Consider the following 12597-nt stretch of genomic DNA (forward strand, 5'->3'; position numbering starts at 1 on the left):
TAACAACTCAAACTGCAATTTATGCCGTGTATTGAGTCGTTATCCCAAAGCTTGTGAGGAAACCAGAATGAGTTCTGCCGCGCCGACCCTGCTGACCCCAGGCCCACTGACCACCTCGCTGCGCACCCGCCAGGCCATGCTGCAGGATTGGGGTTCATGGGATGACAGCTTCAACAGATTGACGGCGAGCCTGTGCGAACAACTGCTGGCCATTATCAACGGCGCCAGCAGCCACCATTGTGTTCCTTTGCAAGGCAGCGGCACGTTCGCCGTGGAAGCGGCAATCGGCACTCTGGTCCCACGCGATGGCCATGTGTTGGTGCTGATTAATGGCGCATACGGCAAACGCCTGGCCACAATCTGCGACGTGCTGGGCCGTCGTTTCAGCACCTTTGAAACCGCCGAGGATCAGCCCACGACCGCCGCAGATGTGGAGCGCCTGCTCAACGCCGACCCGGGCATTACCCATGTGGCGCTGATTCACTGTGAAACCAGCACCGGGATTCTCAATCCCTTGTCAGAAATTGCCAACGTTGTAGCCAAACAAGGCAAACGCCTGATCATCGACGCCATGAGTTCATTCGGTGCCCTGCCCGTCGATGCACAAGAAACGCCCTTCGATGCCTTGATCGCAGCGTCCGGCAAATGCCTGGAAGGCGTACCGGGCATGGGCTTTGTCTTTGCGCGCAAAGACGCATTGGCCCACGCGGCGGGTAACTCTCATTCCTTGGCAATGGACCTGCACGACCAGCACACCTATATGGCCAAAACCGGGCAATGGCGCTTTACCCCGCCAACGCACGTGGTGGCGGCGCTGCACGAGGCGCTGGCGCAATACAACGAACAAGGCGGTTTGCCAGCCCGTCATCAGCGCTACACCAAGAACTGCCAGACCCTGCTTGACGGCATGGCCACCCTGGGCATTCGCAGCTTTGTGCCAGCGGCCATTCAAGCGCCGATTATCGTCACCTTCCATGCCCCAAAAGACCCGCGTTACCAGTTCAAGGATTTCTATGAGCGGGTCAAGGCCAAGGGTTTCATTCTGTACCCCGGCAAATTGACTCAAGTCGATACCTTTCGTGTGGGCTGTATCGGTCATGTCACTCACGCCGACATGCAGGCCGCGGTTAATGCCGTGGCGCAGGTACTGGATGAAATGCAAGTGCTGGACATCTGACCGCCGGACGCTTGTCACACAAACTCAAATTTCGCCGTGCGGCACGGGCCGCTCACACAGGATCAAAAGACATGAACTACACCCAACCAAGCAAGCTTCAAGCAGCCATCCTCGATTGGGCCGGTACTGTGGTCGATTTTGGCTCTTTTGCCCCCACGCAAATCTTTGTCGAAGCCTTCGCTGAATTTGATGTACAGGTGTCTATCGATGAAGCACGCGGTCCGATGGGGATGGGCAAGTGGGATCACATCCGTACCCTGTGCAACCAACCACAAATTGGCGAACGCTATAAGAAGGTATTCGGCCGCGCCCCGTCTGACGATGACGTCACGGCCATTTACAAGCGCTTCATGCCGTTGCAAATCGAGAAAATCGCCGAACATTCCGCGTTGATTCCGGGCGCGCTTGAGGCCATTGCAACACTGCGTGCCCAAGGCATGAAAATCGGTTCCTGCTCGGGGTATCCGGCGCAGGTCATGGCCAAGGTTGTGGAGCTGGCAGCCAGCAATGGTTACGTTGCCGACCATGTGGTCGCCACCGATGACGTCCCCAACGGTCGTCCGTGGCCTGCTCAGGCACTGGCCAACGTCATTGCCCTGGGCATCGATGATGTGGGCGCCTGCGTCAAAATTGACGACACGGTGCCGGGCATTCTTGAAGGCCGCCGCGCGGGCATGTGGACGGTGGCACTGGTGTGTTCCGGCAACGCGCTGGGCCTGACCTACGAGCAATACACCGCACTGGACGCTGTGACCCTGGCCGCTGAACGCACCCGGATTCACACCTTGTTCGAAGGCTCGCGCCCGCATTATCTGATCGATACCCTCCGCGAGCTGCCTGCGGTCATTGCTGATATCAATGCCCGCCTGGCCCGAGGTGAAATGCCGCAAAGCAGCTAGGGCGCTATCCGCTGACGGCTGCGACCAACCCCATCGCAGTCGCCAGCCGGGTTCTGTTTATTGTTGACGAACTTGCCAGAACGCTTGATCCGCCCAGCGTTGCTCACGCCGGTACTGAATATCCAGCATGCGCACATACGCCCGCCTGACACTCAACAGTTGCGCAGTGTATTGCTGCGTCGATTCATGCTGGCCTGCCAACGCCGCCTGAACCGTCTGCGCTCCACGCATGGCGCTGTACAGCGCATTGAAAATGCCTTGGGCCGACAACGGGTCAAAGGCCAGCGCTGCGTCCCCGACGGCCAGCCAACGCTCCCCTGCTACTTGCTGTAAATAACTACCGCCGGCTTCGCATGCGTGAGGGGGCGACCACTCGCCTGAACCGCTGTGCCGCCGGATGTGACGCGTTTTATCCCATTGCGCCAACCACCCATGACGGTCTTTAAGTACTTTTTGTGCCTCACACGGTGTGAGGTGCAAGGCTGCAATCCGTTTGTCGCCGGGCAACGCCGCGCTGTACCACCAGCCGTTTGCCACCGCCTCGATACAGGTGCGTTGATCACCAGCAACGTGTTGCGTACGTGAGTAAAGCGCAATCAGCCGTTGATCTCGCTCGCGCTTGACCCCCAGGCGCCGGGCCACGCACGCGCTTCGGCCACTGGCATCTATCACCCAGCGCGCGCCCACCTGCTCCTCACGCAACGTCAGCAACCAACGGTTCCCTGCGCGCTGTACCTGCTCAAAACGCTGTGTACACCCGGTAACACCGGCATCACCCGCGGCGTTGCGCAACGCTGCATCAAACGCTTGGCGACAGAGATGCCAACCCGCTCCATACGGTTCGCGCATAAAGTCCCGGCAATAGAGCGCCTCTTGGCCCCATGACACTACATTGCCCACGCACGGCAGCGGTTGACTGGCGTGCAGCCAAGGTAACAATCCCAGCTCAAACAGCAGCGGATAGGCTGACCCCGGTAAACTCTCACCCACTTTAAGCACATGAGAGGTGTCATCAATCAGCAACACCTCATGGCCCGATAACGCCAGGCACCTGGCCGCGACAGCGCCTGCGGGGCCCGCCCCGACTATCGCGACATCAAATCTTTTCACGTCTGACTATCCGGCGAAACTCGTCGCATTGCTCCTGGCTCTCCCACCCTGCCCGTTCGATATCGGACAAGGACAGTTTTGCTCCCCTACGCAGGTCCGGCGCGGGTGGCGCAACAGGGCTTTGGCCGCCCGACACGCTTTCGACCATCATGATCGCGGGCAAGTCCGGGTCATTCTCAACGCCTGGCCGCGCTTCAATCACCCCCACGCGCGCCATATCGCCGACGAGTTGCGTGGCCTGGTCGATAAAGCTCCCGCGCAATTTACGCCCCCAGTAAACCCTGCGGTTAAACGCTGCGACACGCTGCTCTCGGGGCAGCGTCATGTCGGTTGAGGCGTGATAGTCCGCCTCGCTCAACACCTGATCTGGCACACCGGCTGGCCAAAACGTGGGCAGATAGGGATCGTAATCGGCGTCATAGCCTGAGCGACAACCCACCGCATCCACTTGCCAGGGCAATGCCATCCACCGGCTCAGCCCCCCAGGTGGTTGGGCATACAAAGGGCCGTCGACGGCCAATGCCAGGGTTTGATCCAATACGGGACCGAAGTCCGGCAATGGCTGGTCTTCAGGCAGGGCCTTAATACGAAAAGGCGCGCGGTACAGGGAGATGTGACGCATGGGCCATGACAGCTCAATCCCTGGGTGGAAAGCATCCGCCAGGCAAAAGTGCAGCGCGGCCTGGTCCAGCATGGCGGGTTGATCGGCCAAATTGACATCATCCAGATGCGCGGGCGGTTTATGGTCCGGTGTCCAGTCCGCATGGAATTCACCTTTGACCCATCGTTTTAACAACTGGCTGCGATAAGGCGATGGGGCGAGGTGATCGTGCGCGCTCTCTTGCTCAGCGCCAAAAGTGTCGCCATACAACCAGGGCCAGGTTCTGGGCTCATGCACCGCGTTGCTTGCCCCACGAAATGCATTGAACACCGCTTGGCGCAGATGGCTGAAGGTCTCGTCGGCACGCGACAGCTTGGCCAGTAACTGCGGGTTATTGAAATCGAAAGGCGCGCCCTGCCCGAACAGCGTTGCGAAACCTTTGTTAACCCATTGCAGGCCGCTCAGGCGCTGAAAAATCGGCAGCACATCGCGGCTAAAGGAGGGACGTTCAGGCGGTGTCAGCCATCCACTGGCAAGGTAGGTGTCCGTCAGTAAGTCATAAAGCGTGCGCCAGCCGACAGTGTTGGGCGAAAAGTCCGGCTGGGCCACCACCACCCAGGCAGATTCGACGGGAATCACAACGCCATTGATTTTTACCGCCGCCCAGACGGGGCCGTCAGAGGTGTCGTCAAACCAGCCGGTCGCATTCGCGAAGTGGTTACTCACATCGGGATCAAAGATCGGCATCCCCGTGGGAGATCCCGAGTGGCCATGGCCGCCCAACACCAATAGCCGCCCCGACTCATCAGTGCGCAACTCACCGAGCGCAACCGGCATGCCCAAAAACGTACCCCCTGCAAACTCATGGGCCGGGCCGCTGACCGCTCTGCCCGAGACGGTTCTGGCACCCGCGTCGATAACCAGCGCGTCGCGCTCAGCACCCACCCTGTCGGCATTGCGTAAACGAAGTTGAGTGTGGGCGGCATCCTCTATGTCCATCGCCTTTTCAAATTCAAACCACTGAGCCTTTCGATTGACCACATGGGCGCGCCATTCAATTTCAGCGTCGTCCAGCGTTAGCTCCCCGACCACCTCATTTTCAAGGTTGTAGCCGTAAATACGAAAACGTGCAGCCTGACGTTTAATGGCGCCGCTCGCATCGTGGCGACTTCCAGCGCTGACCCACTGCGGGGTTATGGTGTCAGGGCTGATTACGTATTCGCCCGGACTGTTACCTAAGCGTGCGATGCCGATACCTGGGTGTATCGAGGCACGCACAATTGTTTTAAGTTGTTGGCGTGTGAGTGTTTTACGGTGCATAGCATCACGTCCCTGTGGGGTTATTGCTTACAAAAAAGTAAATACTTTCGTTCATCCATTTAAGGCTTAAGTTGCGCCGGACGTTCAACTTGAGGTTCACCTAATACATTGCCATTGTAATGACGACGCACAGTGGCAGACGCTTGATAGATAACTTTGCGGGCCTGTGCAAGACTGCCAACCGGCTGATGTTCTTTCAATGTTCGCCAGGGATTGAATGCCAGGGTTTCGCCATACACCGACTGGTTACGTGAATCGATGTCCTGTATCGGCAATATTAAAGTGGCCACATGAACGGGTGCAGACGTTACTTCATCCCACTCATGAGTGGCCGTGTCCAACGGCATACAGTCATCATCTTCTTGCAGTTGCACCATAAAACGTAAACGCACCTCTGCCGTCATTAGGCGTTGATGCAAATCGGCCTTCAAATAACCGGGCGCATTAAAGTCAGGTTCTGGGCCTAACGAAATCACTTCAGGCTCAATTTTATATTTACAAAACTTTTGCAGCCCAAAACAAAAAGGAATAACGCTCCACAACTCACTCTCCAATACACTTTTCACATCCTTGCGCATTGCGGCCAGGATTGCCCTGGTGTCTTCATGCGCCTCAATCCAGGACGCGAAATCCCTGAAGGCCAAGGCCATGTCCTGCGCATCATTAACGAAAAAAACCGGATGATTCTGAAGCAGGAAGTCGACGGTAGGAGACGATTCGTCTGGCTCCAGGCATTTTTCACCCTCAACGCCGAAGAGCTTGATGCCCAAGCCAACCGTTTCACCCCGCTCAGGGGCACCGTCTGGAATGTCACACGAGTAACGCACCCATGCAGGGTAGGTTTTAGCCTGTGCAAACAGGCCCACTTTTAATTCATCGGGCAGATCTTCAACTACTTCAAAACGGCCATGCGCCACCCCGTTCAAGCGTAAAAAAACAGGGCGCCTGACAGGGCATTGTCCGGCTCGTATTCGCCTCATCTGGGTCTTTTCAATAAACAGTTCTTCTAACTCGGCAATGGGGTCTTGTACGTGAGTGCTTGCGTTAATTACGGATGACGTACTGCGTAGATTCGCCATAATCATGAGCTTCCTTTCTCGAAATCAAACGTCTTGAACACTCAACATTAGTTCACACCCCTGCTTGTGCACGCCCTTCACTCCCCCAATACGTAACAAGATACATGTAACTTATACGTATCCGTCGCCGAACCTTATAGACATTGTTTTGAGCGATATAAAAAAACACCGCCTAAGCGGTGTTTTTAAAGAACAGCACTGACGCGATCAAACACCTTTAACTGTCTCCACCCACTGACTGTAAGCATCAATAAACGCTTGCAAGAACGGTCGGGTTTTCTCAGATAACTGGCCAGCCTCATCGAAAGCACTGCCGGCGCCGCCTAAGTAAGCTTCAGGTTGTTGCATACATGGCACATTGAGAAACACCAGGGATTGGCGCAAATGATGATTAGCCCCAAACCCGCCAATCGCACCCGGCGAAACACTGATCACAGCACCCGGTTTGCCACTGAACACACTTTGACCGTAAGGGCGTGAGCCTACATCGATGGCATTTTTCAGCGCACCTGGAACCGAGCGGTTGTACTCCGGCGTGACAAACAGCACCGCATCAGCCTGGCGAACCTGATCACGAAACGCAGTGTAGGACGCCGGAGGTGGCGTAACGTCAATGTCTTCGTTATACAACGCCAGCTCACCGATCTCGACGATGTTCAGCTTCAAGTGAGGGGGGGCCAACTGCGCCAAGGCATGGGCCACTTTTCGATTGAGAGAATCCTTTCTCAGACTGCCGACCAACACTGCAACGCTGTAGACCTTACTCATGGAAAACCCTCGCGGCTCAAGCTGTAGGAAGATTAGTTATAGATGATCGGACGCCTTTCTTGCAGCTCCGTTCACCCTATCGGCCAACAAGCCTGTAAAGTAGCGAGACTATTTTTTCCACCGCGCTAAACTTCCCCTGCTGATCAACGGTCTACAAGAACCGCAAATTGGGTGTTTATCTCCAGAGGTTCTCTACAAATGGCTGCAGTTCTCGTTGGGCAATTTCATGCAAGAGACGCGGAAGGCCGTGTCTATTCGGTGCATGAGTTTCAAGATTCCACACCTGGGGCAGACGGTCAGCCAGTCATCACCTATAAGCTGGCTATTGGCGATCGCGTTAAGAAAAACTCTGATACCGAGTTCGAGCTAGTGCAATCAGGCGTGATCCTGACTCGCGAGCCTGAATCCGTCGTGCCAGCGTAAGAAAAAACTGTAGGAGCGAGCGTGGCACGCTCGCTCCAGCAGTGGCTACTGCAAGAACCGGCGCAGGGACTTATGCCCGGTTTTCGAACAGCAGGTACCAGAAGATCGCCACTTCAGCGGTCTGCGGGTCAATCCCGCGATAGCGCAAATGATCAATCCCCCCTACCTGATAACCGCAACGTTCGTACAAGCGGCAGGCGCCGATGTTGTTGTTTTGGGTTTCAAGCATGATGCCCGGCAATCTTTTTTTGTGGCTCCAAAACTTCACCACGTCCAACAATGATTTGGCAACGCCATGACGACGAGCGCCCGCGATCACTGCTAGCTCATCTACATGAGCGAAGCCATTCCAATTGGTACTGACGACCACATGCCCCACCGGCTGGTTGTCCAGGTACGCCATGAAAACTGCGCTGTCCGGCGCACCGCGATAACTGGCGAACTCATCCGGATCGATGCCATAACACTTGCGGTACGGCGTGACCATTGCCAATGGCCAGTGCTCTACGCTCAGGTGCGCTTCGACTTGCGCATAGGCGCGCACTTCAAAGCTGAAATCGTTACACCATACATACGGTGCAAAACCTTCATCAGCCAACCGGACCGAGACTTCAGGATTTTGAGGATTAATAACCAGATGCATAGATCAAAGAGTCCTTGTTTCTGGCACACCCGCCTGCCCACGCTGCCGCATGCTGCGTGAAGGGCCTGGAGCCCTTATTCAAACGCACAAGGGTTCGGGTTATTGCAAGGTCTGGCTTTTGGCTTCGAGCAGTTGCGTCCATAGCGATGGCGCTCCGGCTGACTTGGCTATGGCTTCAAGTCGGGCAGCATGCTCAGCCATGTCCCTTTCACTGGCGCGAATAATCCGACCCGGCTGGCGGTCCGCTGCCAAACGACGAATTTGCGTCGCCTGTTGACCCGAACCCTCACCCGAACCATTGCCATCTGAAGCGTTGCCGGCCAACGACAGACTGGTCTGCCCACCGGTCATGGTCAGGTAAACGTCTGCCAGAATCTCGGAGTCGAGCAAGGCGCCGTGCAGTTCACGTCCCGAGTTATCTACCCCATAACGCTTGCACAAGGCATCGAGGCTGTTGCGCTGACCAGGGTGGCGCGCACGGGCCATCATCAACGTATCGAGGATGGTGCAGTGCTGCGTGAGGTCAGTGCGATCGGTTTGCCCGATCAAGGCAAATTCATTGTTCAGAAAGCCGATGTCGAACGCAGCGTTGTGAATGATGAGCTGAGCGCCTTTGATGAACTCAAAAAACTCATCGGCCACTTCAGCAAAACGCGGCTTGCCCACCAAAAATTCGTTTGTGATGCCGTGAACGCCGATCGCGCCCTCGTCACTTTCGCGATCCGGTTGCAGGTACACGTGAAAATGCCGCCCGGTCAGACGGCGGCCCATCAGCTCAACACAACCGATCTCGATCACCCGATGGCCATCGGTGACCGGCATACCCGTGGTTTCGGTATCGAGTACGACACTACGCATGCTTGATGCCCCTCATTCCATCCACGCCACGATTGGCCAACTGGTCAGCGCGCTCATTGCCGTAATGGCCAATGTGCCCACGTACCCACTGCCATTTCACGGTATGCCGATTGACTTGTTCATCCAGCAATTTCCACAGATCGGCATTTTTGACCGGCTCTTTGGCGGCGGTTTTCCACCCGCGTTTTTTCCAGTTGACCATCCATTCGGTGATGCCTTTCATCACGTATTGGGAGTCGGTCACCAACAGTACTTCGCACGGGCGCTTGAGTTCTTCAAGGCCACGAATGGCAGCCATCAGCTCCATGCGGTTATTGGTGGTGTTGGGTTCGCCGCCCCAGAGTTCTTTCTCGACGCCCTGGCATACCAGCAAGGCACCCCAGCCGCCCGGGCCCGGATTGCCCTTGCAGGCACCATCGGTGAACATTTCAACGCTATTGCTCATTACAACCTATCCAGAAAAGGGTGTTGTGGCCTGCCCATCATGGATGGACAGCACCAGAGACCGGATCACGCCAGCCTTTCGTTAATCAAGAGGGACTAGGGTTCACTGTGACGCCGATTGACCTTGGCCATGGGCAAAGGAATCAGTTTGCCCATGGGTTCACGGCGCAATGGATTGACGGGCCGCAAACCCACCACCATTTTGCGTGCAACTAATATGTAGAAGCCGCCACCGGCCAGTTGCCAGCTACCCGCCTTGCGCTCCCAGCCCGACAAACGGCGTTGCCAGGCAGGTGAAGCGAGCGGCGGACGATAGCACCCGAAGCGGCGTTTCTCCAGCGCAAAGCCCAGCAAATTGAGCCAGTCCGCCACGCGCGAGGCAGAAATGCAGCGCGCCTTGCTTAACGCGTCCTTGGCAAAAACGTGCCGCAGCCCCCACGTGCTCCACGGGTTGATTCCCACGATCAACAGGTGCCCGCCGGGGCGCACACTGCTGGCGGCTTCGCGTAGCAAGCCATGAGGCGACAGGCAAAAATCCAGACCGTGTTGCAGCACCACCACATCGGCGGCGTGCTCACATAAAGGCCATGCTTGCTCTTCACAAAAAATCTCGACACCCGGCAAGGGCGCACCCAAGCGCACATTGCGTTGCACCTGTGGGGCACTGGGCGGTGCGTCGGCGCCCGGGCCGTAATGCACCAGGTAACCGCCAAAAAATCGACCGAGTTCCTCTTCCAGTACTCGCTGTTCATCCTCAAGCAACAACTGCCCGTGGGGACCGGACAGCCATTCGCGCGCGGAACGGATCAGCGCCAGCCACTCAGGGTCAGCCTGAGCCAATGCTTTATCGCTCATTGCTCCTCCAACTCGCCTTACACCCATTACAGGCCCTAAGATGCGCCATTGTTTCGCACTTGGGAATTGCACAATGCTACAGATCGACGCCCTGCCCGCCTTCAACGACAACTACATCTGGTTGTTACAAGACAATGCCAGCAAGCGCTGCGCCGTGGTCGATCCGGGTGATGCCGCACCGGTCCAGGCGTGGCTTGATGGACATCCGGACTGGACGTTGAGCGACATCCTGGTCACTCACCACCATTTTGATCATGTCGGCGGCGTTGAGCACCTGCATAACCTGACAGGCGCCAAAGTTTGGGGCCCTGCACTCGAAAACATCCCCGCGCGACAGCAGGCGCTCAACGACCACGACTGCATCGAGGTATTGGGCCTGACGTTCGAGGTTTTCCTGCTACCCGGCCATACCCTCGGTCACATTGCCTACTATCAGGCAGCGCCCGCCGCCCCCTTGCTGTTTTGTGGCGATACGCTGTTTGCCGCCGGTTGTGGCCGACTGTTCGAGGGTTTCCCCGAACAAATGCATCACTCGTTAAGCCGATTGGCCGCGCTGCCTGCCAATACCTCGGTGTTTTGCGCCCATGAGTACACGTTAAGCAATTTGCGCTTTGCACAAGCGGTCGAGCCAAACAACGCCGACATCCAGGCGCGACTCGATGAAGTGACCCGATGGCGCGCAGAAGGTCGCATCAGTTTGCCGTCCACGATGGCGCTGGAATTACGCACCAATCCCTTTTTACGGGTCAGTGAAACATCCGTTAAACAAAAAGCTGACGAGTGGAACGAGCAGGACAATGCCTCGCCCTGCGCCGTCTTTGCCAGCTTGCGCAGCTGGAAAGATAAGTTCTAATCAGGGTCGCGGTTGGCACAAAAATTCTGAACAGTTGACCGCGTCCCCCCTGCTTTCTAGAATCGCCCGACATTTTTGCCCGGAACTTACTTCCAGCCAATGTCGTCATCTATACGTAACTTCATCAAAACAGACACATTGACGCGTCTTGCGCAAGCCATCGCGCTGGCCGTGTCCGCTGTACTCGCGGGTTGTCAAAGCATGGATCAATCAGCCAAAACGGCCGAAAGACCCAGCTTGAAACTGACCAAACGCATTCCTCAGGAGCCGATCTGGCTCAGCGAAAAACCCAGCCCTGTAGCCCCACAAGATGTTTGGGAGCGGATGCGTCAGGGTTTCAAGTTGCAGGAAGGCGTAGAAGTTAACCCGCGAATCGAACAACAGCGCCTGTGGTTCGCCAGCAACCCTTCGTTTCTCGAAAACGCAGGTGAGCGTGGCAGCCTTTATATTCACTACATCGTAGAGCGCCTCGAAGAACGCAACATGCCGCTGGAACTGGCCCTGCTGCCCGTCATTGAAAGCGCTTACAACCCGATGGCGTATTCCCACGCCAATGCCGTCGGTCTGTGGCAGTTCATTCCATCGACCGGCCGCTACTTCAATCTGCGCCAAACCCGTGCCTATGACGGGCGTAAAGACATCACCGCCTCAACCCTGGCGGCCATGAATTATCTGACCCGTCTGCATGACATGTTCAATGGCGACTGGTTGCTGGCGCTGGCGGCTTACAACGCAGGCGAAGGCACCGTAAGCCGGGCCATCGAACGCAACGAAAAGCTCGGTTTGCCGACGGATTACTGGAACCTGCCCCTGCCGCAGGAAACCAAAGACTACGTTCCGAAATTGTTGGCTCTGTCCCAAGTGGTGATGGCCCCTGAAGCCTATGGCATCAACCTGAACCCGATTGCCAACGAACCGTACTTCGAAATGGTTGAAATCAAACAATCCATGGACTTGTCCCGCGTTGCTGCGCTGGCCGAGATCGACGAAGACGAAATGTTTCAGCTCAATCCGGCTTACAAGCAACGAGCCACCACAGATGGCCCGCAGCATCTGCTGGTGCCGACCTCCAAAGCTCAGTTGCTGACCACCAGCCTGTCCAACCTCAGACCTGATGAACTGATCAGCCTGCGCCCCAAAAAAGCGGTATTCGACAATGTGGCCAGCAACACGGCCGTGCGCCTTAACCGTAAGTACAAGGTCAAAAGTGGCGACAACCTGACCACCATTGCCAAGGCCAACAAGGTCAATGTCCGTGACTTGCAGCGCTGGAACAAACTGACCGGCAAAAACCTCAAGAGCGGCCAGATGCTGGTGATGCAGGACACGCGCAAACCCGCAGCCAGCAAGAAAGCCACCCAATACAAAGTGAAAAAGGGTGATTCGCTGTACATCGTCGCCAAACGCTTCAACGTCGAGATGCAGCACCTCAAGCGCTGGAACCCTAACAGCGCCAAGGCACTCAAGCCGGGGCAAATGTTGACGGTTTCAAACCCACGCTAAGCGATTGCATAACAACACTGCGGGCAAGTTGACTCCTACATAAAACCAGGAAGCCACTTGCCCG

General features: G+C 56.5%; 13 protein-coding genes. 5 read left to right on the top strand and 8 right to left on the bottom strand.

Annotated features, from left to right (window positions below):
- The first annotated feature begins 67 nt into the window (after nucleotides 1-67).
- Both AP059_RS10325 and phnX read left to right on the top strand, forming a co-directional pair.
- A complete protein-coding gene (locus AP059_RS10325) occupies nucleotides 68-1177 on the top strand; it encodes a 2-aminoethylphosphonate--pyruvate transaminase (RefSeq protein WP_059763113.1) in 1110 nt (369 codons plus the stop codon).
- Between the two features lie 71 nt (nucleotides 1178-1248).
- Nucleotides 1249-2076 carry a phosphonoacetaldehyde hydrolase gene (phnX, locus tag AP059_RS10330; protein ID WP_059763114.1) on the top strand — a complete coding sequence of 276 codons (828 nt, stop codon included), beginning with the start codon at nucleotides 1249-1251 and terminating at the stop codon, nucleotides 2074-2076.
- 57 nt (nucleotides 2077-2133) lie between these two features.
- Here phnX and AP059_RS10335 read toward each other — a convergent pair whose 3' ends face one another.
- The 4 genes from AP059_RS10335 to AP059_RS10350 all read right to left on the bottom strand — a co-directional run bounded on the left by AP059_RS10335 (nucleotide 2134) and on the right by AP059_RS10350 (nucleotide 6954).
- Nucleotides 2134-3186 (bottom strand): tryptophan 7-halogenase, encoded by a 1053-nt coding sequence (locus tag AP059_RS10335; RefSeq protein ID WP_059874959.1) that lies wholly within the window; start codon nucleotides 3184-3186, stop codon nucleotides 2134-2136.
- Nucleotides 3173-5107 carry a LodA/GoxA family CTQ-dependent oxidase gene (locus tag AP059_RS10340; RefSeq protein WP_059763116.1) on the bottom strand — a complete coding sequence of 645 codons (1935 nt, stop codon included), beginning with the start codon at nucleotides 5105-5107 and terminating at the stop codon, nucleotides 3173-3175. The genes AP059_RS10335 and AP059_RS10340 overlap by 14 nt, the downstream gene beginning before the upstream one ends.
- Nucleotides 5108-5166: 59 nt before the next feature.
- Nucleotides 5167-6192, bottom strand: coding sequence for a hypothetical protein (locus AP059_RS10345; protein ID WP_131811519.1), 1026 nt, complete (start codon nucleotides 6190-6192; stop codon nucleotides 5167-5169).
- A 201-nt stretch (nucleotides 6193-6393) separates the two neighbouring features.
- The gene (locus AP059_RS10350; RefSeq protein WP_048363611.1) at nucleotides 6394-6954 is read right to left on the bottom strand and encodes an NADPH-dependent FMN reductase; all 561 of its coding nucleotides are present in this window, start codon (nucleotides 6952-6954) and stop codon (nucleotides 6394-6396) included.
- A gap of 198 nt (nucleotides 6955-7152) precedes the next feature.
- Between AP059_RS10350 and AP059_RS10355 the strand changes: the two genes are divergently transcribed.
- Nucleotides 7153-7377: a hypothetical protein gene (locus AP059_RS10355; RefSeq protein ID WP_059763118.1), complete on the top strand. Its 225-nt coding sequence runs from the start codon at nucleotides 7153-7155 to the stop codon at nucleotides 7375-7377.
- A gap of 70 nt (nucleotides 7378-7447) precedes the next feature.
- Here AP059_RS10355 and AP059_RS10360 read toward each other — a convergent pair whose 3' ends face one another.
- The 4 genes from AP059_RS10360 to AP059_RS10375 all read right to left on the bottom strand — a co-directional run bounded on the left by AP059_RS10360 (nucleotide 7448) and on the right by AP059_RS10375 (nucleotide 10177).
- Nucleotides 7448-8020 (bottom strand): GNAT family N-acetyltransferase, encoded by a 573-nt coding sequence (locus AP059_RS10360; RefSeq protein ID WP_059763119.1) that lies wholly within the window; start codon nucleotides 8018-8020, stop codon nucleotides 7448-7450.
- Nucleotides 8021-8119: 99 nt separating this feature from the next.
- Nucleotides 8120-8878, bottom strand: a complete 759-nt coding sequence (gene dnaQ / locus AP059_RS10365) for a DNA polymerase III subunit epsilon (RefSeq protein ID WP_059763120.1) — start codon at nucleotides 8876-8878, stop codon at nucleotides 8120-8122.
- Complete coding sequence (rnhA, locus tag AP059_RS10370; protein ID WP_059763121.1) at nucleotides 8871-9323, bottom strand: ribonuclease HI; 453 nt, start codon at nucleotides 9321-9323, stop codon at nucleotides 8871-8873. The genes dnaQ and rnhA overlap by 8 nt, the downstream gene beginning before the upstream one ends.
- Before the next feature lie 95 nt (nucleotides 9324-9418).
- Nucleotides 9419-10177, bottom strand: coding sequence for a methyltransferase domain-containing protein (locus AP059_RS10375; protein WP_059763122.1), 759 nt, complete (start codon nucleotides 10175-10177; stop codon nucleotides 9419-9421).
- Nucleotides 10178-10250: 73 nt separating this feature from the next.
- Between AP059_RS10375 and gloB the strand changes: the two genes are divergently transcribed.
- Nucleotides 10251-11030 (top strand): hydroxyacylglutathione hydrolase, encoded by a 780-nt coding sequence (gloB, locus tag AP059_RS10380; protein ID WP_059763123.1) that lies wholly within the window; start codon nucleotides 10251-10253, stop codon nucleotides 11028-11030.
- A gap of 99 nt (nucleotides 11031-11129) precedes the next feature.
- Nucleotides 11130-12533 (top strand): transglycosylase SLT domain-containing protein, encoded by a 1404-nt coding sequence (locus AP059_RS10385; protein ID WP_059763124.1) that lies wholly within the window; start codon nucleotides 11130-11132, stop codon nucleotides 12531-12533.
- The last annotated feature ends 64 nt before the right edge of the window (nucleotides 12534-12597 follow it).

This window comes from Pseudomonas sp. TAA207 (assembly GCF_001529285.1).
Lineage (GTDB): Bacteria > Pseudomonadota > Gammaproteobacteria > Pseudomonadales > Pseudomonadaceae > Aquipseudomonas > Aquipseudomonas weihenstephanensis.

Excerpts from the sequence above, each read along its gene's own strand:
- dnaQ (WP_059763120.1), bottom strand. The coding sequence starts at position 8,878 with ATGCGTAGTGTCGTACTCGATACCGAAACCACGGGTATGCCGGTCACC.
- AP059_RS10355 (WP_059763118.1), top strand. The coding sequence starts at position 7,153 with ATGGCTGCAGTTCTCGTTGGGCAATTTCATGCAAGAGACGCGGAAGGC.
- gloB (WP_059763123.1), top strand. The coding sequence starts at position 10,251 with ATGCTACAGATCGACGCCCTGCCCGCCTTCAACGACAACTACATCTGG.
- AP059_RS10385 (WP_059763124.1), top strand. The coding sequence starts at position 11,130 with ATGTCGTCATCTATACGTAACTTCATCAAAACAGACACATTGACGCGT.
- AP059_RS10325 (WP_059763113.1), top strand. The coding sequence starts at position 68 with ATGAGTTCTGCCGCGCCGACCCTGCTGACCCCAGGCCCACTGACCACC.
- AP059_RS10360 (WP_059763119.1), bottom strand. The coding sequence starts at position 8,020 with ATGCATCTGGTTATTAATCCTCAAAATCCTGAAGTCTCGGTCCGGTTG.
- AP059_RS10350 (WP_048363611.1), bottom strand. The coding sequence starts at position 6,954 with ATGAGTAAGGTCTACAGCGTTGCAGTGTTGGTCGGCAGTCTGAGAAAG.
- AP059_RS10375 (WP_059763122.1), bottom strand. The coding sequence starts at position 10,177 with ATGAGCGATAAAGCATTGGCTCAGGCTGACCCTGAGTGGCTGGCGCTG.
- AP059_RS10345 (WP_131811519.1), bottom strand. The coding sequence starts at position 6,192 with ATGATTATGGCGAATCTACGCAGTACGTCATCCGTAATTAACGCAAGC.
- phnX (WP_059763114.1), top strand. The coding sequence starts at position 1,249 with ATGAACTACACCCAACCAAGCAAGCTTCAAGCAGCCATCCTCGATTGG.
- rnhA (WP_059763121.1), bottom strand. The coding sequence starts at position 9,323 with ATGAGCAATAGCGTTGAAATGTTCACCGATGGTGCCTGCAAGGGCAAT.
- AP059_RS10340 (WP_059763116.1), bottom strand. The coding sequence starts at position 5,107 with ATGCACCGTAAAACACTCACACGCCAACAACTTAAAACAATTGTGCGT.